The sequence below is a fragment of the Nodosilinea sp. LEGE 07298 genome (assembly GCF_015207265.1).
In the GTDB taxonomy this organism is placed as follows: domain Bacteria; phylum Cyanobacteriota; class Cyanobacteriia; order Phormidesmidales; family Phormidesmidaceae; genus Nodosilinea.
The window spans coordinates 1-18,980 of the sequence record NZ_JADEXE010000029.1; the positions used below are offsets into that span (position 1 = coordinate 1).

Annotated in this window: 20 protein-coding genes; 10 read left to right on the top strand and 10 right to left on the bottom strand. The window is 56.5% G+C overall.

Annotated elements, in window-relative coordinates; genetic code table 11:
- Positions 1–176 precede the first annotated feature (176 nt).
- Both cysE and IQ273_RS06170 read right to left on the bottom strand, forming a co-directional pair.
- Entirely contained in the window at positions 177–914 is a 738-nt protein-coding gene (gene cysE, locus IQ273_RS06165) for a serine O-acetyltransferase (RefSeq protein ID WP_194022296.1), read from the bottom strand.
- Between the two features lie 101 nt (positions 915–1,015).
- Positions 1,016–1,492 carry a hypothetical protein gene (locus tag IQ273_RS06170; RefSeq protein ID WP_194022297.1) on the bottom strand — a complete coding sequence of 159 codons (477 nt, stop codon included), beginning with the start codon at positions 1,490–1,492 and terminating at the stop codon, positions 1,016–1,018.
- A 160-nt stretch (positions 1,493–1,652) separates the two neighbouring features.
- Here IQ273_RS06170 and IQ273_RS06175 point away from each other — a divergent pair, with 160 nt between their 5' ends.
- Positions 1,653–1,808 carry a hypothetical protein gene (locus tag IQ273_RS06175; protein WP_194022298.1) on the top strand — a complete coding sequence of 52 codons (156 nt, stop codon included), beginning with the start codon at positions 1,653–1,655 and terminating at the stop codon, positions 1,806–1,808.
- A gap of 23 nt (positions 1,809–1,831) precedes the next feature.
- Here IQ273_RS06175 and IQ273_RS06180 read toward each other — a convergent pair whose 3' ends face one another.
- Positions 1,832–2,227: a polymer-forming cytoskeletal protein gene (locus IQ273_RS06180; RefSeq protein WP_194022299.1), complete on the bottom strand. Its 396-nt coding sequence runs from the start codon at positions 2,225–2,227 to the stop codon at positions 1,832–1,834.
- A 471-nt stretch (positions 2,228–2,698) separates the two neighbouring features.
- On the opposite strand from IQ273_RS06180, the gene IQ273_RS06185 reads away from it, so the two are divergent.
- Positions 2,699–3,142, top strand: coding sequence for an orange carotenoid protein N-terminal domain-containing protein (locus IQ273_RS06185; RefSeq protein WP_194022300.1), 444 nt, complete (start codon positions 2,699–2,701; stop codon positions 3,140–3,142).
- A gap of 247 nt (positions 3,143–3,389) precedes the next feature.
- On the top strand, positions 3,390–4,376 hold the full coding sequence (locus IQ273_RS06190) for an ATP-binding cassette domain-containing protein (RefSeq protein WP_194022301.1): 987 nt from the start codon (positions 3,390–3,392) through the stop codon (positions 4,374–4,376).
- 198 nt (positions 4,377–4,574) lie between these two features.
- On the opposite strand, the gene IQ273_RS06195 is transcribed toward IQ273_RS06190, so the two are convergent.
- The 3 genes from IQ273_RS06195 to IQ273_RS06205 form a co-directional block, all read right to left on the bottom strand.
- Entirely contained in the window at positions 4,575–4,910 is a 336-nt protein-coding gene (locus tag IQ273_RS06195; protein ID WP_194022302.1) for a cupin domain-containing protein, read from the bottom strand.
- 13 nt (positions 4,911–4,923) lie between these two features.
- Positions 4,924–6,012, bottom strand: a complete 1,089-nt coding sequence (aroC, locus tag IQ273_RS06200) for a chorismate synthase (protein WP_194022303.1) — start codon at positions 6,010–6,012, stop codon at positions 4,924–4,926.
- 116 nt (positions 6,013–6,128) lie between these two features.
- Positions 6,129–7,004, bottom strand: a complete 876-nt coding sequence (locus IQ273_RS06205) for a M23 family metallopeptidase (protein ID WP_194022304.1) — start codon at positions 7,002–7,004, stop codon at positions 6,129–6,131.
- A 245-nt stretch (positions 7,005–7,249) separates the two neighbouring features.
- Between IQ273_RS06205 and IQ273_RS06210 the strand changes: the two genes are divergently transcribed.
- From IQ273_RS06210 to IQ273_RS06220, 3 genes are all read left to right on the top strand, one after another.
- The gene (locus tag IQ273_RS06210) at positions 7,250–8,032 is read left to right on the top strand and encodes an MBL fold metallo-hydrolase (protein WP_194022305.1); all 783 of its coding nucleotides are present in this window, start codon (positions 7,250–7,252) and stop codon (positions 8,030–8,032) included.
- A 138-nt stretch (positions 8,033–8,170) separates the two neighbouring features.
- On the top strand, positions 8,171–8,341 hold the full coding sequence (psb34, locus tag IQ273_RS06215) for a photosystem II assembly protein Psb34 (protein ID WP_194022306.1): 171 nt from the start codon (positions 8,171–8,173) through the stop codon (positions 8,339–8,341).
- Positions 8,342–8,470: 129 nt separating this feature from the next.
- Positions 8,471–10,579: a hypothetical protein gene (locus tag IQ273_RS06220; RefSeq protein ID WP_194022307.1), complete on the top strand. Its 2,109-nt coding sequence runs from the start codon at positions 8,471–8,473 to the stop codon at positions 10,577–10,579.
- A 161-nt stretch (positions 10,580–10,740) separates the two neighbouring features.
- Here IQ273_RS06220 and rpsU read toward each other — a convergent pair whose 3' ends face one another.
- The 4 genes from rpsU to IQ273_RS06240 form a co-directional block, all read right to left on the bottom strand.
- Positions 10,741–10,917 (bottom strand): 30S ribosomal protein S21, encoded by a 177-nt coding sequence (gene rpsU, locus IQ273_RS06225; RefSeq protein WP_026072900.1) that lies wholly within the window; start codon positions 10,915–10,917, stop codon positions 10,741–10,743.
- A 277-nt stretch (positions 10,918–11,194) separates the two neighbouring features.
- Positions 11,195–12,478: a metallophosphoesterase gene (locus IQ273_RS06230; protein ID WP_194022308.1), complete on the bottom strand. Its 1,284-nt coding sequence runs from the start codon at positions 12,476–12,478 to the stop codon at positions 11,195–11,197.
- 250 nt (positions 12,479–12,728) lie between these two features.
- The gene (locus IQ273_RS06235) at positions 12,729–13,499 is read right to left on the bottom strand and encodes an SDR family oxidoreductase (RefSeq protein WP_194022309.1); all 771 of its coding nucleotides are present in this window, start codon (positions 13,497–13,499) and stop codon (positions 12,729–12,731) included.
- A gap of 175 nt (positions 13,500–13,674) precedes the next feature.
- Entirely contained in the window at positions 13,675–14,067 is a 393-nt protein-coding gene (locus tag IQ273_RS06240; RefSeq protein WP_194022310.1) for a carboxymuconolactone decarboxylase family protein, read from the bottom strand.
- A 279-nt stretch (positions 14,068–14,346) separates the two neighbouring features.
- Here IQ273_RS06240 and recO point away from each other — a divergent pair, with 279 nt between their 5' ends.
- The 4 genes from recO to IQ273_RS06260 all read left to right on the top strand — a co-directional run bounded on the left by recO (position 14,347) and on the right by IQ273_RS06260 (position 18,900).
- Complete coding sequence (gene recO / locus IQ273_RS06245) at positions 14,347–15,204, top strand: DNA repair protein RecO (protein WP_194022311.1); 858 nt, start codon at positions 14,347–14,349, stop codon at positions 15,202–15,204.
- 47 nt (positions 15,205–15,251) lie between these two features.
- On the top strand, positions 15,252–16,688 hold the full coding sequence (locus tag IQ273_RS06250; RefSeq protein WP_194022312.1) for an MFS transporter: 1,437 nt from the start codon (positions 15,252–15,254) through the stop codon (positions 16,686–16,688).
- Positions 16,689–16,887: 199 nt separating this feature from the next.
- A complete protein-coding gene (locus IQ273_RS06255; RefSeq protein ID WP_194022313.1) occupies positions 16,888–18,042 on the top strand; it encodes a glycosyltransferase family 4 protein in 1,155 nt (384 codons plus the stop codon).
- 84 nt (positions 18,043–18,126) lie between these two features.
- On the top strand, positions 18,127–18,900 hold the full coding sequence (locus IQ273_RS06260) for a DUF4058 family protein (RefSeq protein WP_194022314.1): 774 nt from the start codon (positions 18,127–18,129) through the stop codon (positions 18,898–18,900).
- The last annotated feature ends 80 nt before the right edge of the window (positions 18,901–18,980 follow it).

The following is an 18,980-nucleotide window of genomic DNA, read 5'->3' on the forward strand; positions in this document are numbered from 1 at the left end:
TCAACAAATTGCTCGAATAGCGCGTTTATCATGGGACGCTAACTCATTGACTCTAAGCGGCCAGGGGTAACGTCTTTAGCTTATCCAATTGACCGCACTAGTACGAATGATCACCTTAACAGGGGTAAGGCATATCCCTAAGCGGATGTGCCCATTTCCCTTTGCGCTGTGATGGGCTAGATGCCGCTGCCATCGAGAAATTCTTCAATGACTCGATCTTGCAGACGGCAATAGGTGTTGTCTTTAACGTCTATTGCCCCGACCAGTACTGGCTGAAGGCGAGCTTGACCAATCGCTTGTACCTCTTTTTCTAAGGACTCTATGCGATCGAGGAGTGCCCGAATGACCTGGGCCTCAGAATCGGGCAGGCTGCCGTGCTCTAGGGGGTCGACCCGTTCTCCGGCGCGGTATACAACCCGCCCAGGTACCCCAACTACGGTGCAGTCGGAAGGCACCTCTCGCAACACTACAGAGCCAGCCCCAATCCGCACGTTGTGGCCTACGTAGATGTTGCCGAGTACTTTTGCGCCAGCTCCTACCACGACGTTATCCCCCAGGGTAGGGTGACGCTTGCCGATTTCTTTCCCGGTGCCGCCCAGGGTAACGCCTTGATAGATCAGGGCATAGTCGCCAATAATGGCAGTCTCGCCAATCACCACGCCCATACCATGGTCAATGAAGACCGCCCTGCCGATAGTTGCGCCAGGATGAATTTCTATACCGGTTAAAAATCGAGCCAAGTGGGAAATTAAGCGAGGAACTAACGGCAGGCCCAGGTGCCAAAGCCAGTGGCTGAAACGATGCAGCGCCAGGGCATGGAAGCCGGGGTAGCAGGTTAAGACCTCTAGCCAATTGCGGGCCGCTGGGTCACGCTCGAAAACGATGCGGAAGTCGGCAAGCAGAGTCTTGAACACGGGCAATGAGGTTAATGGCAGCTTTACCATCGTAGCGTGGGCTTGCCCTCGGCTAACATCTACTCTCAGGCGAGATTGCTTGGGTGAAATCTTTTCCCTAACTACGGGCTGACGCTGAGGGAATAGCTGTAGCGCTGCCCCTGGTTGTGAGACCCTACCCAGATGCGATAGGTGCCGGCTGGCCAGCTTTGGTCTTGAATACGGGCATCGGGGTTGCGGCGATCGCTGTCTTCACCACAGCGGACGCTGCCATCTGGCCCCTGCACCAGCAAACTGGTGTCGTTACCGCCGCTGTTGACCTGAAGGGTGAGGGCCGCGAGGTCTTGCTGTAGGTCCATAGTGTGGTCGGGATTGGTGTCGGCAAAGCCAGCGCAAATCATGCCATTGCGATCGCGTCCAGCTATATTAGACAGCGCAGAAATGCCGTTGGTGAAGCCGCTAACACTGGCTGCAGGGGCAGACTCAGATAGCGTAAACGACTCAAAATTGACCTGCTGAGCCAGGGTCGGTAGAGCTACCACAGCGCCCATTGCTAAGCTTACTGCTAGGGCCATTGCCCCCTGCCGTTGAGTCTTCATCGTCGTGCCCCGTCTTCTACAGTTCAGTTCTATGGTGCTGGGTAACCACCATAACTGACCGACATAATAGACAGAAGTTGAAACTGTCTCTAGCGACACCAATCGATCGGTTGCAGCTCATCTAGTGATGGTCAAATGATGGCCGAAGGAGGCACCAGCGATGGAACTGATCCTGCTGCTGATTTGTATAGCGGGCACCTGGGCGATCGCCCAGACGGTCGATAGCTTGACGCATCTGGGCAATTTGCTGGTGCCGTCGCCCTGGCTGCTGGGAGGCATAGCCCTGGTAGTCGTCACCTGGCTTATGCGCGACTGACGGCCTTGGGCCTCACGCTCGGTCTAGAGATCGGTAGTGCCGTAGAGTTCGGGCACCTCTCGGGCTGGGGGCAGCGATTTAGCATCACGGGTCTCGATATAGCCCGTGTAGTAGGCTCCTGGCTCGATTTCTAGGGCACCAGCCACTACGTCGCCCTCTAAGCGGGCCGTGCGGCTGAGCGTGAGCTTGCCTTCGGCATAGACCCGCGCTTTAAGCACCCCCTGAACCACGATATTTTGAGCCCTGACTTCTGGCCCTTCGATTAGCCCAGAAGAGGAGATCTCGAGATCGCCTTTGATATCGACGGTGCCGTGGATAACGCCGTCTACCCGCAGCATTCCTTCGGCGTGGAGCACCCCTTCAAACTCGGTTTTTTGACTCAGATAGGTCAATAACGGAGCCGGTTTACGTTTGAACATCAGAATTGCCCTCATACCTCTAGAGAACAGCACTTCCACCAATGGCCTGAGCGAGATTGACCTTACAGTAACCGCATCTGTCAGTCTGACAGCCTATCTATGTAACTAAATCTTAAAAGACAATGGCTGCGGCTTGGTCAACAATCCACTAGCTGGTCGAAATTTTCTTATCTTGGGGAGGATACGCACTGCCGTTTGTCCTGGCTAAGCTTTAAATCAAAAGAAACTTGGAAGAAACGCTCTTTATTCAAAAAGGGCAGGGATCAATATAAACAGACGACAAAACTGATTATATTGATCCCCCTTCCCTCTTCTTTTTTCGCTTCGAAACCTTAAAGACATTGTTTTAGCTCCAAAAACTAAGAGCGGATAGTTTTACTACCCGCGATCGCAACGAGTTCGACAGCAGGCCTTGGCTCGTGCTGTCGCATTTCTACTTCCACCTATAACAAACCCCTTGAGGAACCCACCATGACTGCTATTGATGTTCGCCTTCAGTTTGAGCAAACCGTTCAATCCTTTGAAGCGGTTGATGTAGACTGCAAAATAGCCGTGCTCTGGCAGACCTACGACACGCTGGGCCAGGCCTTTGCGGCGATCGCCCCAGTAGCACTCTTTTCTCAGGCGGTGCAGCAGTTGCTCAGCCAGATTCAGCAGCTCGATCGCAACGATCAAGCTGCGGTCTTGCGCGACATTCTGGCCGGGGCAGATACTCGCTTTACGGTCGCCTACCAAGCGCTCAATATCAACATGAAGCTGGCCTTCTGGCATCGCCTGTTTCACCTGATGCCGGCCAGTCGTCTGCCCCTGGCCACCTGCCAAGACGGATCTGTTAGAACCCAGACGTTACTGACCCGTCTAAACACCATGGGGCTGAATGAGCGCCTTCACTTTTTGCGCCGGGTTGTTAGCTAGGCCTTAACGAAATGGCTGAGGCTAGATATAGCTACCTCCTCCCCCTCATTACTAAGTGACTGGACTAAGTAACTGATTGACGGCTTGCGTTAATTTGTGAGCTGTCAGCCTCAGTCCGATAAAGCGCGGGGGCTGATAAAGCGATTAGGTAACGGAAATACCTGGAAGAAGTGGTTGGCGGTAAAGTTAAATTTATGGCCCTCACCGGTCTCGTGATCTATCTGCCGTCAACCTTCGCCCGGTTTTTATGCCCAGCATCGATGTCAACCAGCTCAGCAAGCGTTACCCCGTAGCCGTGAAAGAATCGGGGTTGGGGGGCACCCTGCGGCACTTTTTTCGCCGCCAGTACCGCATGGTAGAAGCGGTCCAAAAAATATCGTTTCACATTGAGCCAGGGGAAATGGTGGGGTTTTTGGGGCCGAACGGGGCTGGCAAAACGACCACACTCAAGATGCTAACTGGGCTTATTCACCCTTCCGACGGTACTGTGCGGGTGGGCGATCAGGTGCCTTTTCAGCGGCAAGCCGATTTTTTGCAGGATATTACTCTGGTGATGGGGCAGAAACAGCAGCTGCTGTGGGATCTACCGGCCCTCGATTCCCTGCGCATCAATGCGGCCATCTATGGCCTCTCCGACAAAGAATTTCGCTATCGGGTAGATGAGCTGACCGAGATGCTCTCCCTTCAAGGCAAGCTCAATCAGCCGGTGCGCAAGCTTTCCCTGGGCGAACGCATGAAGGCCGAAATGATGGCGGCTCTACTACACCGCCCCCAGGTGCTCTTTCTCGATGAACCTACCCTGGGCTTAGACGTCAATGCCCAGGTGGCGGTGCGCGAGTTTTTGCGCGACTACAACCGCCGCTACCAGGCCACCATTCTGCTGACCAGCCACTACATGACCGACATTACTGCCCTGTGTCGGCGGGTGCTGCTGATTTACCAGGGGCGGCTAATCTATGACGGCAGCCTGGATGGACTGCTCGATCGCTTTGCCCCCTACCGAGAAGTAACCGTAGACCTGGCTACGAACTGTGATGCCGCTACCCTCAGCCGTTACGGTGAGCTAGAGTCGCTGGAGGGCTGCACCGCCCGATTGATCGTGCGCCGCGAAGCGCTGACTCAGACCGTAAGCCAGCTCTTGGGAGAATTGGACGTGCAGGATTTAACCGTTAGCGACCCGCCCGTAGAGGAAGTGATTGGGCGAGTATTTGCAGCGGGAGCGGTGAGTGAATAGGTAGGTGAGGGTGTGAGGAAGATGAGAAAGTGAAACCTATGCTCTGGGAATACGGCTCAGGCTGATGCCAAGTCCGAGTTCAACAACCCCAGCGCAAAACAGGTATCCCGTAGGGGCAAACGGTCGTTTGTCCTTAGTCAATTGGGGGTAGGTACTCAAGGTTTGTATGAATCGCCAATTCAAAATCTAGGTTTGTCCCTAAATTTGGAGACCGAAGTAGGTCAGAACGAGGTCTTTGGTGCCGGTGTTGGCGACTTCGTGGTATTCGGTGGGTTCTACCGCAATGCAGGTGCCGGGGGTGAGGGGGTAGGGTTGGCCGTCGATGGTGATGGTGCCGTGGCCCGATTCGACAAAAAAGACCTCGGCCATATCGGTATGGCTATGGCCGTTGGCGACTTGACCAGGGGCAAAGCGGGCCTGGGCAAAATTTGTCAGGTGGGGCAGATCGTGCGATCGCAGCAGCACCCGCTTTTTAATCGCCGGGTTGTGGGAGACAGCCTCTTCGGGAACCTGGTTTAAGCCGGTGATCTTCATGCCGGTGGTTTTGCTAGAACAGCTCGCACTGGCCGTGGTGGCGCAGCAGGTGGTCGCACAGCACCAGAGCCATCATCGCTTCGACCATGGGCACGGCCCGGGGCAGCACGCAGGGGTCGTGGCGACCTCGGGCGGCTAGCACAGTGGCTTCGCCCGTGTTGGTGACGGTATTTTGGGCTTTGCGAATGGTAGCGGTGGGCTTGAAGGCGACGCGAATGATGATATTTTCACCATTGGAAATGCCGCCCTGGGTGCCGCCCGAGCGGTTGGTGCGGGTGCGCAGGGTGCCGGTTTCGTCGGTATAAAATTCGTCGTTGTGCTGGCTGCCGGTGAGCAGCGTACCGGCAAAGCCAGAGCCAATTTCAAAACCCTTGCTGGCGGGTAAGGACATGACGCCCTTGGCCAAGTCGGCCTCCAGTTTGTCAAACACGGGAGAACCCAAGCCGATGCGAACGCCTCGGGCCACACATTCCACCACACCACCAATTGAGTCGCCCTGGTCACGAATGGCTTCAACTCGGTCGATCATGCGCTCGGCCGCAACGGGGTCGGGGCAGCGCACGATATTACTTTCGACCTGCTCCAGGGTGACGGTGGCCGGGTCAATGGTGCCTTCTAGGTCTTGAATGCGCTTGACGTAGCCGATGATTTCGGTGCCTGCGACTTGCTGGAGAATCTTTTTGGCGATCGCCCCTGCTGCCACCCGCCCAATCGTTTCTCGCGCCGACGATCGCCCGCCGCCCTGGTAGTTGCGCAGGCCGTACTTGGCATCGTAGGTGGCATCGGCGTGGGAGGGCCGGTAGGTAGTCACCATCTCGCTGTAGTCCTGAGGGCGAGTGTTCTCGTTGCGGACCAGAATGGAGATGGGCGTGCCCAGGGTTTGGCCCTCAAACACCCCAGAGAGAATTTCGCAGCGATCGCTCTCTTTGCGCGGGGTGGTAATTTTGCTCTGGCCGGGGCGGCGGCGGTCTAGCTCGGCCTGAATCTCTTCGGCAGAGATGGCCAGGCGCGGGGGGCAGCCGTCTATTACCACCCCTACCCCACCGCCGTGAGATTCGCCAAAGGTGGTAATGCGAAATAAGTGCCCAAAGGTGTTGCCCATAGATTCGGTAATGCCAGCGCTGGCCCAGGTAGTTTTACCGATCCTACTATGCCAAGTCCAGCTCAGGATCTGGGGTTTTCCACCGGCAAAACTCCACTTCTGGACTTGGATTTGGTTTATTTAGTTTCCTCAAGCTTCAAATAATAGCGAGGATTCACCGCCTGCCCGTTGCGGTAGATGCTGTAGTGCAGATGCGGTCCCGACGACCGGCCGGTGCTGCCCAAGTAGCCCACTACGTCGCCCCGCTGGATGCGATCGCCGATTTTGACCTCGATCTCTGACATATGGGCGTAGAGAGTTTCGTAGTTGTAGCCGTGGTCAATTTTGACGTGGTTGCCGTAGCCGCCGTTGTAGTCGGCTCTGACGACAACTCCCTCGGCGGTGGCCAAGATGGGTTTGCCCACCGGCCCGGAAAAGTCGATGCCCTCGTGCATTTCGTAGCTGCGAGTGCCAAAGGGGTTGGGGCGCAGACCAAACTCCGACGAAACATCGGCCTTGCCAGCAATGGGTTGGCCATTGGGAAAGGCGGCGGCCTGTTCCGCCTCAGACTCCAGGGTTTGCTCCAGGGCAGGCTTGACGGCGATCGAGAGCATCTTCTCTATCCCTGGCAACTGCCGCCGAGCCTCATCCAACATCAGTTCGGCCGGGGCCGCTTCAGCAACGCCACCCCGAGGTGGGATTTTATCAGCGCTGGGCAGACGCGTGTTCTCAGACTGTTCGTCGGGCAATCCGGCCCGGGTCTTAAGCACCTCAATTTCGTTGCCAATGGCGTTTAGCTCGGTCAGCACTTCGCTGGCGGTTTCCGACAAATTTTGGTTGCGCTGGGCAAGCTGCACGTTTTGGTACAGCAGGGCTCCAATCCAGGCGATTGGTAGCCCCACCAGCACCCCTAAACTCATCACTAGCGGCACCGGACGCAGTCTCAGCGTAATCGGGGCCTTGCCGGTTGCCGTAATCAGAACGGTGTAGGGCTTGATGCAAAGACGGGCCATAGGCAGAACTAGACGGTGGCAGAACGGCAGTGAATGTTAACCCTCAAACCAAAATGGATTATACGGGGATCAGCGCATTTGTACAATTTCAGGAGATATTTGCAGAATAGAACATAGAACTGAGACTGGGTCAAAGCACAATTCTGCAATTGGTAGCTGAGCGAATGCCCCCTCACAGCCGTCAATTCTACCTATGTAAAGAATCCGTTACAATGCCAGAAGCTGCTCTTATAAAGGCCCTGCCCATGGATGTGACTTGGCTCGACAGTAATTCTTGGCTGCTGACCCTGGGAGGGCAGCGTATTTTGGTTGACCCCTGGCTGGTGGGTGAACTGGTATTTGGGCAGCAGACCTGGCTATTTAAGGGTGAGCACCCCCAGCCCAGACCTCTACCCGAGGCCATTGATCTGATCTTGCTGAGCCAGGGGCTGGAAGACCACGCTCACCCGCCGACCCTAAAGGCGCTCGATCGCGCCATACCAGTCGTCGGGTCTCCCAGCGCGGCCAAGGTGGCTGAAGAGTTGGGCTACAGCCAGGTCACCGCCCTAAACCATGGCGAAACTTTTACTCTGTCTGATCAAGTTACGATCAAAGCTGTGCCCGGTACCCCGATGGGGCCTATGAGGACTGAAAACGGCTACATCTTGCGCGATCGAATTACCGGAACGTCGTTGTTCTATGAGCCCCACGGCTTTCACCAGCCAGAACTCAAGCAAGAAGGCCCGGTAGATGTGGTGATTACACCGGTGCTTGACCTAGCCCTGCCGCTGGTTGGCCCTATTATTCGGGGTCAAAAGGGCGCGTTGGAACTGGTGGACTGGCTACAGCCGCAGGTGGTGCTGCCCACCGCCGATGCTGGTGCAGTAACCTACAGCGGCGTCTTAATTAACTGGCTAAAGGCAATTGGTAATCCTCAGGCGCTACAGGCTGCGATCGCCCAAAAGGGCTTAGCGACTCAGGTTCTAAGTCCTGAGGTAGGACAGCCGATCGCCCTCAATTTAGCTCCTCGCCAGCCGATTGTGGCCTAAATTGGCCTATTTCCTTCGGCCTATCTCCCTAGAGTTATTCCTCTGGGCCGATTGGGGATCACGAGGGGTACCCAGTTGGTACCCTCATCAGGTAACCTTCTTTTAAGGTTAGTCAATTTTTAAGAAGGACTTTTAGTCATGCCTTACACCACCGAAGAGGGCGGTCGCCTTAACAACTTTGCCACCGAGCCTAAGATGTACGAGGCTGAGCCGCCTAGCGCATCTCAAAAGCGCAACTACTTGATTTTGGGTGGTCTAGGGCTGGCGCTAGTAGCCGGGCTGATGGTGGTGGCAGTCTCGGTTTCGTAGCCTGATCCCTCGTTGACTTGTTGAGTCAGCCAGGAATTAAGTGACCTGAGACAGCTGCTTTGGGAGTCTCAGGTCACTTTTGGGTGAAACTCAGAGCTAGAGTAGGCAGAGTGCTTCTTTTGGGGTGATATGGCAGACTGGCCCCGGTGGCTTGAAGGTGCAACAGGCAGCGGCAAAACCGCCTGGTTGCTCGACCAGGTTGTCGCTGCACCTGGGACTCGCGGCGACTTGGGACCACCCCTGGAACTGGGGCAGAGCTACTTAATTTTTGCGGCTAATGGTGATAATCGCTTGCGACTAGCAGCCCGTCTAGCCGATTCGGCTCCCGAGTATGCTGTGGTTACCACCACCCCTAACGGATTTATTCAAGACGAAGTAACGCTGTTTTGGCCGCTGCTGGTCAATAGCCTGGGGCTATTACCGCAGTTTCCGCTGCGGTTGCGGCCTGAAAATGAGCAAGAACTAACCACCGGGCTGTGGCAAGAGAAAATGCTCGATGGCACCATGACCGTCGAGGGCTGGCGGGAAGCCCAAACGGTGCGGCGATCGCTCGATTTTTTGCAAATGGCGGCAGCATCGGGTATCCCCGCCGAAGATTTGCCGGTGCTGCTGCCCAAAGGGATTCCCTCGGGGTATGCCCCCGAAGCGGTGTGGCAGGCGATCGGTGAGGCCGTGGTGGACTGGCGTGACTGGTGCCTGGCACGCAGCCTGCTGACCTACGGGGTCATGACCGAGCTGTACTGGCGGCATTTGCTGCCCCATCCGCTTTACCAGGAAAAGCTGCTGGCTCGCTACGGCGGCGTCTTTGTCGATGACCTAGACGAGTACCCGGCGATCGCAGCCCAGTGGCTTCAGGTCTTTATCGACCAGGCCCGACCGGTGGCGATCACCTGGAACCGCTACGGCAAAGGGCGGCTGGGCATGGGGGCCAACCCCGACACCCTGGAGCAGCAGATCAAGCCTCAGTGCCAGGTAGTGCAGCGACCCGAACCGGCGGCTGACTCCCTGGGGTATCGCTGGGGCGACCAGGTGGTGCAGTGGGTCATGGACCCCATGGCCCTACCCGAACCCCTGCCCTGTTTTCAAACCCTGCAAACGGTGTCGCGGGGAGAGCTGCTGCGGCAGACGGCAGAACGGGTGGCTGAGGTGGTTAAGACCGGGCAGGCGGCCCCCCACGAGGTGGCGATTATTGGCCCAGGATTAGATGCGATCGCCCGCTACACCCTAGCTGAAATTTTGACCAGTCGCGGGCTGCCCGTGGCCTCGCTCAACGACCAGCGCCCGGTGATTCACTCGCCGCTGGTGCGGGCCTTACTCACGCTGCTGAGCTTTGTTTACCCTGGGCTGGGTCGGCTGGCCGATGCTGAAACCGTGGCTGAAATGCTGCTGGTACTCAGCCAAATTCCCCAGGCCCCAGAGGCTGGCCCCTGGTTTGAGTCGGTTCAGATTGACCCGGTGCGGGCCGAGCTGCTGGTCGACCACTGCTTTGAGCCCGGCTTAGAGCAGCCCGAGCTGCTGCCCGTCGAGCGCTTCGATCGCTGGGATCGGCTGGGCTACAAAGCCACCGAAGCCTATACTCGCCTGCGCCAGTGGATTGAGCAACAGCGCCAGCAGCGCCAGCGCCGCCTGACCCTAGGGGTAGTCAGCGTGTTAGATCGGGCCATTCAGACCTTTTACTGGGGCGGTAGCCACCTGCCCCCCGACCAGCTATCCGCCCTGCGGGAACTGATGGAAACCGCCCAGCAGTACTGGGCGATCGAAGATCGGCTGCGCCAGATTCCGCCGACTTTAGGGACAACTCCAGCCCACCTGCTCAAACCTGCGCTCGAACGGTTCATTCTGCTGCTGCGCCAGGGCACCGTCACCGCCGATCCCTATCCGGTTGAGTCGGCTGACCCCAGCCAGCGGGTGATTACGATCGCCACTGTGTATCAGTACCGGCTACAGCGACTGCGCCACCGCTGGCACTTTTGGATCGACGCCGGATCGCCCCGTTGGCTGGGCGGCACTGAGGATTTGTTGTTTGGTTATCCCCTATTTTTGAACACCTACACAGGGCGACCCTGGCGTACCGAAGACCTGGAGGATCTGCACCGCGATCGCCCGGAGCGAATTTTGCGCGATTTGTTAGGTCGAGTGACTGAACGGGTGGTGCTATGCCACAGTGATTTGGCCGTCAGTGGTCAAGAGCAAATTGGCCCCCTGCTCACCCTGGTCAATGCCAACATTGAGGAGTAATCTCCTCAAATAAAAGGGCAAAACGAAAGGGATACCGATAAGTGGCATCCCCTGTTTGTGGTATTGATTTGGGTTTCTAGGCAGGATCTTGACTAAACCAAAATCAGGCCAAGATCAGTAACCGCACTGGCAGTAGCGCCTAGAAACGGCTTCAAGGCAGCTTAGCGGTAGCGCTTCTTACGACGGGCAACAGCTTTGCGCTTGCGCTTTTCCTGGGGCGTCTCGAAGTGGCGACGACGCTTAACTTCTGAAAAAACCCCTGCCTTAGAGACCTGCCGCTTAAAGCGGCGCAGGGCCGATTCAATGCCCTCGTTTTCACCTACAACGACTTGAGTCATACGAAATTGCTTCTTTACTCCTTGGGTATGAACTAGTGAACCAATCATCTGGCAGGCCGCTAGACCCGCAAAAATTGGGTTGGGTTGCCCTGGAACGCTTGAGCCACCTCCCATTGTCCCAGGCAAAGTCGTTAAGGCTGCATAGCAGCACAGTTATTAAAAAACTGCCAGCATACGAATATACAGACAGCAAAGCTTGGGCATAACTGCCCAAATATCACTCACACCATAGCACAAAATTAGCTCAGTGACCGCTGCCTGACTGGCCTACTAACGCCTAAGCGGCATAGGTTCTGGGTCTAGGAAAGGGCAGATTTCCGGTGCAGAGAGTTTTTCCTAGGCGCTGTTCGCAGAAGGATTTTTCGTCGGGGGCTAATTCGTCGTAGCTAATGTCTCGGCGCAGCACAACGCCGTTGTGCCCGGCTAAAAACCTCGGTAACTCGTCGTATTCGATGGTGCGTAGGGTTTGAATGTCGTAGGTCGTATAAGTGGTCAGTTCGGGATCGTTGAAGTCAATGTCGATCACCGTCAGCACCTTCCAAGCGGGCAGACTGCTGTCGATGAGCAGGCGGGGGCCAGACCCCAAAATACCCGTGTGCAGCAGCTGTAGCTGGCCTCGGTGGCCGGGGTAGTAGGCGTGCTGATGGCCGCTGATGTAGGTATGTACGTTGTAGCGCTCTAGCATGGTCCGCAGCTGATCGGCGTTCTCCATGACTTCGCCGGGTCGGTCACGCCCTACCGCTACGCCATAGAGGGGCAGATGGCTGATCAAAATACGGGCTTTGGCCTGTTGAGCGGCATCGCTAGCCAGTGCCTGCTTCACCCAGGCCAGTTTGTCTGCCGGAATGCGGCTCGACGACCCATCCCAGGCCATATAGAAAATGCCCTGTTGCTCGAAGGTGTAGAAAAAGGGAAAGTCGGTGCGATCGATGAAGTTGACTCCAGAGCTGTGTTCTGGGGCCGTCCAGTAGGCTGTGGCCAGGTCGCGTTCCTGCTGAAATAAGAACGTATTGTTAGGCCCCCTAGCTCCGGAGGCATCGTGGTTACCGATGGTGAAGCCAAAGGGGATGTTTTGCTCGCGTAAAGGAGCCGCTACGTGGTCGTCAAAGGCCTGCCACATGGCCTTAATCTGCTCAGGCGTGAGGGATGCCTTTTGCCCAGCGACCATGTCGCCGCTGCACACCACCAGATCGGGTTGCCAGTAGGGCAGCAGGGCGATCGCTTTATCGACCTCAGGGTCGTAATCTGTGGATCCGTAGGCGCTGTTGAGGTCACTAATTGCGATTAGCCGCACGTCTTTGCGAGGTGGGTTCACCATGCCCCCGGTCGCATTCGCTATCCACTCTTGGGCGACGGCAGATAGTTCTGGGGCAGCAGGGGCAGATAGTTCTGCGGCCACCGCTGTACCTTCGCGGGCCTGTTCAGGGGAAATGTTCTCAGCTACAGCATCGGGCGGAGTTGGCACCGCTGGCTCAGACAGCAGCACTCGCTGAGAGCAGGCCAGGCAAACACTGAGCACTAAACCCAGGCCAATCCCTGTAAAGAAACGCTGATAACCCATGACACCTTCAGGCCAAACCACAGGCCTAAACTTACCGCATTCGTCTCGCCTTTGCGCAGGGAGTTAGGCAAGTTTTTGGTACTGGCGAATCGGCGTCTAATCAGTATAGCTGTAGCCAATCAGGTTAGGACATCTGTCAGACTGGCGTTCAAACGTTTGAACGTTTTCAGGCTTATCGATGTCCTAACTCAGGTGTCTCTGGCTATAACTCTGGCTCCCGTGGGAGCGATCGCCCCCCGAGAGCCTGCGCTTATTTTCCCCCCGCCACATCAATAAATGAACCGGTTGTATAGGATGCCTCCGCTGAGAGTAGCCACAAAATTGCCCTGGCCACCTCGATCGCTTGTCCACCCCGCCCCAGCGGAATCGACGCTTTGACTCGCTCGATTCGATTGGGCTCGCCGCCGCTGGCATGAATATCGGTATCAATAAACCCCGGCCGCACCGCATTGACGCGAATGCCTGCATCGGCCACTTCCTTGGCGAGCCCAATCGTGAACGTATCGATCGCGCCCTTAGCGGCAGCATAGTCAACATATTCACCGGGGGAACCCAGCCGAGCCGCCACCGACGAGACATTCACAATCGCTCCGCCTGCCCCGCCCCGCTGAGTTGACATCCGCCGAATCGCTTCGCGCGCGCACAAAAAGCTACCGATTACATTGGCGGCCAAAACGCGGGCAAGGCGGGCAGCATCGATGTCTTCGACCCGCCGCTGCTGCTCTAAAATGCCAGCGTTGTTGACTAGAGCGGTTACCTGGCCCAGCTGCTCATCTACCGTTTGAAACAGGCGCACCACATCGCTCTCGACGGCGACATCGGCAGCCACCGCGATCGCCCGAGGCCGGTCTCCGACCATCGCCCGTCCGCCCGACTGGGTAATGGCCTCGACGACAGTACTGGCCGCCGCCTGGTTATGCCGATAGTTGACGCACACCGCGTACCCTTGCTCCGCTGCCAACCGGGCCGTCGCCGCCCCAATGCCTCGGCTGCCGCCGGTCACAATCAAGACCTGATTCATAGTTGAAGTCAATGAAGAATTTCTCAATAATAGAGCGCTTTTAGAAATGGCTCTTATCTTCTCAAAAAAGAGGACTGAAATAAACTGTTGGCGACAATAAAATGAGAATTTTTGACATATTTACAGCGTTTGATTGCTGCTGTGCTTTTTGAAAAGAGGCGTTGTATCTTTTGGGCTATTGAGGTCGGGAGACTTTGTCTAACTCTGCAAAAACATCTTTGGCGACCAGTAGCCCATTAACCGCCGCCGGGAAACCAGCATATATTGCCATTTGCATGATCACCTCAACAATTTCTTCTCTAGTGCAGCCCACATTGAGACTGCCCTGAATATGCGCCTTTAATTCGGTAGGGGCATTGCCGAGGGTAACCAGGGATGCGATCGTGGCAATTTGCCGCTCTTTAGGCGTTAACCCCTGCCGCGAGTAAATATCTCCGTAGGGAAACTCAATAATCAGGCGAGCAAAGTCGGGGGCAATATCCCCCAGTGCGTTCATAACGCCTTCACCAATATGGCCGTGAATTCGAGCTAGGGCGTCCTGACCGCGCGTGTATCGAGTCGAGTCCATAGAGCGCTTAAAGTTAGAGTGTAAAATCGATTTTATCGTATTTTTAAATTCAAATTATTTTTCAGAATAAAGTTCTAAAATAATTTTTTCGAGTGTAATGCAAATTTCTGATTTGGGGAGTTTTTTGGCTGGAAAATAGCGATCGCCTCGGTGTTTTAGTCCGTCCAATGGACTCAATTTTCTATACAATGTAAAGGCTCTGTCCGCCGCCTGGCCAGCCAAGCTCAAGCCGTCCTTACTAAGAGCGCTATGCTAAGGCTCTAGCCCTGTAGCTGCCCCATGAGTCAAACCTACAAAACTATTGGCATCAATCTCAAGGCCATGCCTCTGGGCGAGAGCGATCGCCTGCTCACCATTCTTACCCCCGATCTTGGTTTGGTGCGGGCGGTGGCACCGGGGGCGCGGAAGCACCAGTCGCGGCTGGGGGGGCGTAGCGGTCTCTTTGTCATTAACGAATGCCTGGTGGTCAAAGGCAAGCGCCTCGACAAACTCATTCAGGCCGAAACCCTGCGCACCTTTCCAAAGCTAAGCCAGCACCTGGGCCGGCTGACCGCCAGCCAGTACCTGGCAGAGGTGGCCCTGTTGATGGCCCTGAGCGACTGTGCCCAGAGCGATTTGTATACTGTACTAGTAGAGCACCTAGAGCGCCTTGAAGCCGCTGCTCCTGGAGCGCTGCTGGCGGCTCTTTGCCACGGGCTGTACCACCTGCTAGCCCTAGATGGGGTGGCCCCCGAGGTGCACCGCTGTACCCGCAGCCGGGTCGATATTGTGCCCAACCTGCTCGACCCCGCCTGGCGAGTCGAGTTTAGCGCCGAAGCTGGAGGGCTGGTGCAGCTTGCCGTTTCCCCCCAGCTTGCGGAGGCATCAGGGCGCTACGGCCAGGGCCAAAAGGGGCCTACCCTGCTGACCGCCACCGATGTCGCTTTGCTCCAGCAGTTGAGCAAGCCTGACATTGTTTCTACTCTGCCCACTGGCCTACCTGTGGGCCTGTCCACCGGCTTAGATTCTGCTGGGTCTGAGAAAAGCCAGCAGCTGTGGTCACGAGTTGAGCGACTGCTGCGAGAGTATACTCAAGACTACTTTGAACGTCCTATCCGGTCGGCAACTTTAGTTGATGTCTGTTTTGCTACCGTTTAAACTGCTGGGTAGTGAGCTACCTAGTGCCCTGGTTCGTTGGTTAACCCATGCTCCGCGAGTTCGATGCTGATACTGATACTGCTGAGGCAAACTGTTTGCCTCAGGCCGAGTCTGACAAATCTGCCCCAGATATAGACTCTGCCCCAGACCATCAGGGGGCGGCGCTGAGTGCTGAAGACGGGCCTCCAAAGACAGAAAATGGTTTTGGGGCTGTATTTAAAAACCGAAATTTTTTAATTTTGTGGGCGGGGCAGCTCTTTTCTCAGCTAGCCGACAAAGTCTATCTGGTGTTGATGATCGCGATCATCGCGGCTCGGTTTGAAACCCCTGGCCAAACCATTAGCGGCTGGGTCGCGGCGGTGATGATCGCCTTTACCGTGCCAGCCGTGCTGTTTGGGGCGCTGGCGGGGGTATTTGTCGATCGCTGGCCCAAGCGCCCGGTGCTCATTTGGTCTAATCTGCTGCGCGGCGGGCTGGTGATGGTGCTGCCCCTCGGCATTTGGCTCACCTTAGGCTGGGGCACTGTACTGGGGTTGCCGGTGGCCTTTTGGCTGCTGCTGATCGTGACGTTTCTAATTTCTACCCTGACCCAGTTTTTTGCGCCTGCGGAGCAGTCTATTATTCCGCTGATTGTGGCTGAGGGCGATTTACTCTCGGCTAACTCCCTCTACACCACTACCATGATGGCCTCGGTCATTGTTGGGTTTGCGGTGGGTGAACCGCTGCTGGCCCTGGCCGATAAGCTCATGCTCATGCTGGGCATTGCTGATAACGGCCCGGCTATTTTGGTCGGCCTCAGCTACCTGGTGGCAGGCCTGTGCCTGATGACAATGGCCCCTGGTCAAGAAACCCTCTCTGCCGCCCATGAAGATTTGTCTCAGTTTTGGGCTGACATTAAAGACGGCTTGCGCTATTTAGGCCAGCAGGTGCAGGTGCGGGTCGCGATTATTCAGCTGGTGCTGCTGTCATCGGTGTTTGCGGCGCTGGCGGTGCTGGCGGTGCGGCTGGCAGAAATGATTCCGGCGATCAAGGCCTCGCAGTTTGGCTTTTTGCTGGCGGCGGGCGGGCTGGGTCTAGGGTTAGGGGCGGTGCTGGTCGGTAACTTTGGCCCGCGCTTTCCCAGGCGCTTTCTGAGCCTGTGGGGAGCGATTGGCATCGCGGTATGCCTCGTCGCTCTGGCCTGGACAACAAAGCAGCTATGGGCCTCAATGGCTATTATTGCCGTCCTTGGCTTGTGTGGTGCCTTTGTGGGTATACCCATGCAGACCCTGATTCAAGAAAAAACGCCAGAAGCCATGCGGGGCAAAGTATTTGGCTTGCAAAACAATTTGATAAACATTGCCCTTAGCTTGCCTCTGGCCCTGGCTAGCGTGGTAGAAGCACGCCTCGGTTTGGCAAACGTTTTTATGGGTATGGGCGCTTTGGTGGGCTTAGGGGGAGTTGTAACCTGGTATATTGCCGATACGGCTATGAGAAAGGTCTAGGTTCCACGCTAGGCACCGTTTTTTTACCTTAGAACGGCTAGCGAATTGGTGCAGCGACCCGGGCGATAGCTAGAAAACGGCCCATTGAGGCGATTCGGTAACGGATGCTCATCCTGAGTCGGTCCCTGAGCACTGCGCGATCGCGTCAGTGTTCCGCTGGCGCTTGTTTCGGTTGTTTAATGGGATATCGCTACACGGCATGCACATCGCGTGGCTAGGCAAAAAAACGCCCTTTTGTGGCAACGTTACCTATGGCAGAGAGGTTACTAACGCCCTGCTTGAGCGGGGCTATCGAGTTACCTTTTTGCACTTCGCTCAACCTCAGGAGGGGCACGCTGCCGACCACCTACCGCGTTCAGAGGAGGTGCCATTACCCTTTCTGTTCAAGTCTCAGATTCTGACTATCCCCTCGCTCAAGTCGGGCAAATTGCTGGCTGAGGCCCTGGAACGATTACAGCCTGACCTAGTCCATGCGTCGCTGACCCTGTCGCCCCTAGACTTTCGGCTGCCAGAGATTTGCGCCGAGCTGAATATTCCTCTGGTGGCCACCTTTCACCCCGCCTTCGATCGCCGGGTGCGGAGTCTGACTTCGGGCACCCAACACCTCACCTACCAGCTCTATGCTCCCTGTCTGGCCCACTACGATCGCGTGATTGTCTTTTCTGATCTCCAGCGCGACCTGCTGAGCAAGCTGGGGGTACCCGCCTCTACGCTGGTGGTGATTCCCAACGGGGTGGATACCCGTCGCTACTCGCCGGGGCCATCGGCGGTGAAGGCCGACCTGTACGCCCAGCAGCTATTTGTCTATCAAGGGCGTATTTCCCTTGAAAAAAATGTGGAGGCTCTGCTGCGGGGCTGGCGGCAGGCCGATATGGGCCACCGCTGCAAGCTAGCGATCGTCGGCAGCGGCCCGCTAGAAGCCTCTTTAAAGCGGTTTTACGGCGATGAGAACGACATTATCTGGCTAGGCTACCTGGCCAACGAGCAGCGCCGCATCGATATTCTGCGGGCGGCGGATGGGTTTATACTGCCGTCTTTAGTCGAAGGGCTGTCGCTGTCGCTGCTGGAGGCGATGGCCTGCGGCACGGCCTGCATTGCCACCGATGCCGGGGCCGATGGCGAGGTGCTGGCCGAAGGGGCGGGCATTGTGCTCGATACCCAGCGGGTGTCGGCGCAGCTGCAAACCATTTTGCCCATTTTGCGCGATCACCCTGAAATTACTCAGCTTTTGGGACACAAGGCTCGCGAGCGGGTGCTGCTGCGCTACACCCTGCGGGACAATATTTCTGCCCTAGAAGCCCTCTACAGTGAGGTGACGGCGGAGCAGCGGCTGATGTGCGGCCAGCGAGCCTGATCGGGGCTGAGCGGGTAGGCTACGGCTTTAGCTGATTTGCCACAATAGGAAATAGTCTTGTCGCCAGGTTCACGGTGTATGCCTATGCCTTCTCCTTTTCCTGGGATGGATCCCTACTTGGAGCAGGCGACGTTTTGGTCGTCGTTCCATAGCCGTTTGATTGTGGCATTGGCAGATGCCCTGGCTCCTCAGCTGCGGCCTCGCTACTACGTCGAAGTTGAGACTCGCACCTATACCGATACCCCTGACGGGGGCGAGGTGCTGGTAGGCATTCCCGATGCGGTGGTTTTGTCTCGGCAGGCCATACCCTCACCTTTGGCTCAATCCTCAGGTTCTATGGCGGTTCAGCCGGTGACCCTGCCCATACCGACGGAAGTAAAAGAGCGGTACCTTGAGATTCGGGAGGTAGGCAGCAACGCGGTAATCACCGTAATCGAAGTGCTTTCGCCCAAAAAGAAGCGCTCAGGCAAAGGACGCACTGTCTATCAAGAGAAACGCCAAGCTATTTTGGGCAGCGCCTCTCATCTGGTGGAAATTGATTTGCTGCGGGGCGACTCGCCCTTGCCGATGGAGGGGCAGATTAATCTGGCTCACTACCGGATTTTAGTCAGTCGAGCCGAGACTCGTCCCCACGCTGAACTTTATGCTGTGACGGTGCGGGAGGCGTTGCCCTGCTTTCCGCTGCCGTTGCAGGCGGCGGATGGTTCGGTTTTGGTAGACTTATCGGCTATTGTCGGAGGCGTTTATGACCGCGCCAGCTATGACCTCCGCATCGACTACAGCCAGTCGCCGCCGCCGCCACCGTTTTCGGAGGATGATCAGGTTTGGATGCAGAATTTGTTGAACTCGACTTCCTAGAGGGATGGCCCTAAAGAATACCTCGATCCCACCCTTGGAGCCGAGGGAAAACCTTGGACTCTGCCGTAGAGTTCTACCGT

Coding starts and splice junctions, on each gene's coding strand:
- IQ273_RS06190 (WP_194022301.1), top strand. CDS start 3,390: ATGCCCAGCATCGATGTCAACCAGCTCAGCAAGCGTTACCCCGTAGCC.
- rpsU (WP_026072900.1), bottom strand. CDS start 10,917: ATGACTCAAGTCGTTGTAGGTGAAAACGAGGGCATTGAATCGGCCCTG.
- IQ273_RS06230 (WP_194022308.1), bottom strand. CDS start 12,478: ATGGGTTATCAGCGTTTCTTTACAGGGATTGGCCTGGGTTTAGTGCTC.
- IQ273_RS06220 (WP_194022307.1), top strand. CDS start 8,471: ATGGCAGACTGGCCCCGGTGGCTTGAAGGTGCAACAGGCAGCGGCAAA.
- IQ273_RS06180 (WP_194022299.1), bottom strand. CDS start 2,227: ATGTTCAAACGTAAACCGGCTCCGTTATTGACCTATCTGAGTCAAAAA.
- IQ273_RS06205 (WP_194022304.1), bottom strand. CDS start 7,004: ATGGCCCGTCTTTGCATCAAGCCCTACACCGTTCTGATTACGGCAACC.
- IQ273_RS06240 (WP_194022310.1), bottom strand. CDS start 14,067: ATGGACTCGACTCGATACACGCGCGGTCAGGACGCCCTAGCTCGAATT.
- IQ273_RS06175 (WP_194022298.1), top strand. CDS start 1,653: ATGGAACTGATCCTGCTGCTGATTTGTATAGCGGGCACCTGGGCGATC.
- recO (WP_194022311.1), top strand. CDS start 14,347: ATGAGTCAAACCTACAAAACTATTGGCATCAATCTCAAGGCCATGCCT.
- IQ273_RS06255 (WP_194022313.1), top strand. CDS start 16,888: ATGCACATCGCGTGGCTAGGCAAAAAAACGCCCTTTTGTGGCAACGTT.
- IQ273_RS06195 (WP_194022302.1), bottom strand. CDS start 4,910: ATGAAGATCACCGGCTTAAACCAGGTTCCCGAAGAGGCTGTCTCCCAC.
- aroC (WP_194022303.1), bottom strand. CDS start 6,012: ATGGGCAACACCTTTGGGCACTTATTTCGCATTACCACCTTTGGCGAA.
- psb34 (WP_194022306.1), top strand. CDS start 8,171: ATGCCTTACACCACCGAAGAGGGCGGTCGCCTTAACAACTTTGCCACC.
- IQ273_RS06210 (WP_194022305.1), top strand. CDS start 7,250: ATGGATGTGACTTGGCTCGACAGTAATTCTTGGCTGCTGACCCTGGGA.
- IQ273_RS06260 (WP_194022314.1), top strand. CDS start 18,127: ATGCCTTCTCCTTTTCCTGGGATGGATCCCTACTTGGAGCAGGCGACG.
- IQ273_RS06235 (WP_194022309.1), bottom strand. CDS start 13,499: ATGAATCAGGTCTTGATTGTGACCGGCGGCAGCCGAGGCATTGGGGCG.
- IQ273_RS06185 (WP_194022300.1), top strand. CDS start 2,699: ATGACTGCTATTGATGTTCGCCTTCAGTTTGAGCAAACCGTTCAATCC.
- IQ273_RS06250 (WP_194022312.1), top strand. CDS start 15,252: ATGCTCCGCGAGTTCGATGCTGATACTGATACTGCTGAGGCAAACTGT.
- IQ273_RS06170 (WP_194022297.1), bottom strand. CDS start 1,492: ATGAAGACTCAACGGCAGGGGGCAATGGCCCTAGCAGTAAGCTTAGCA.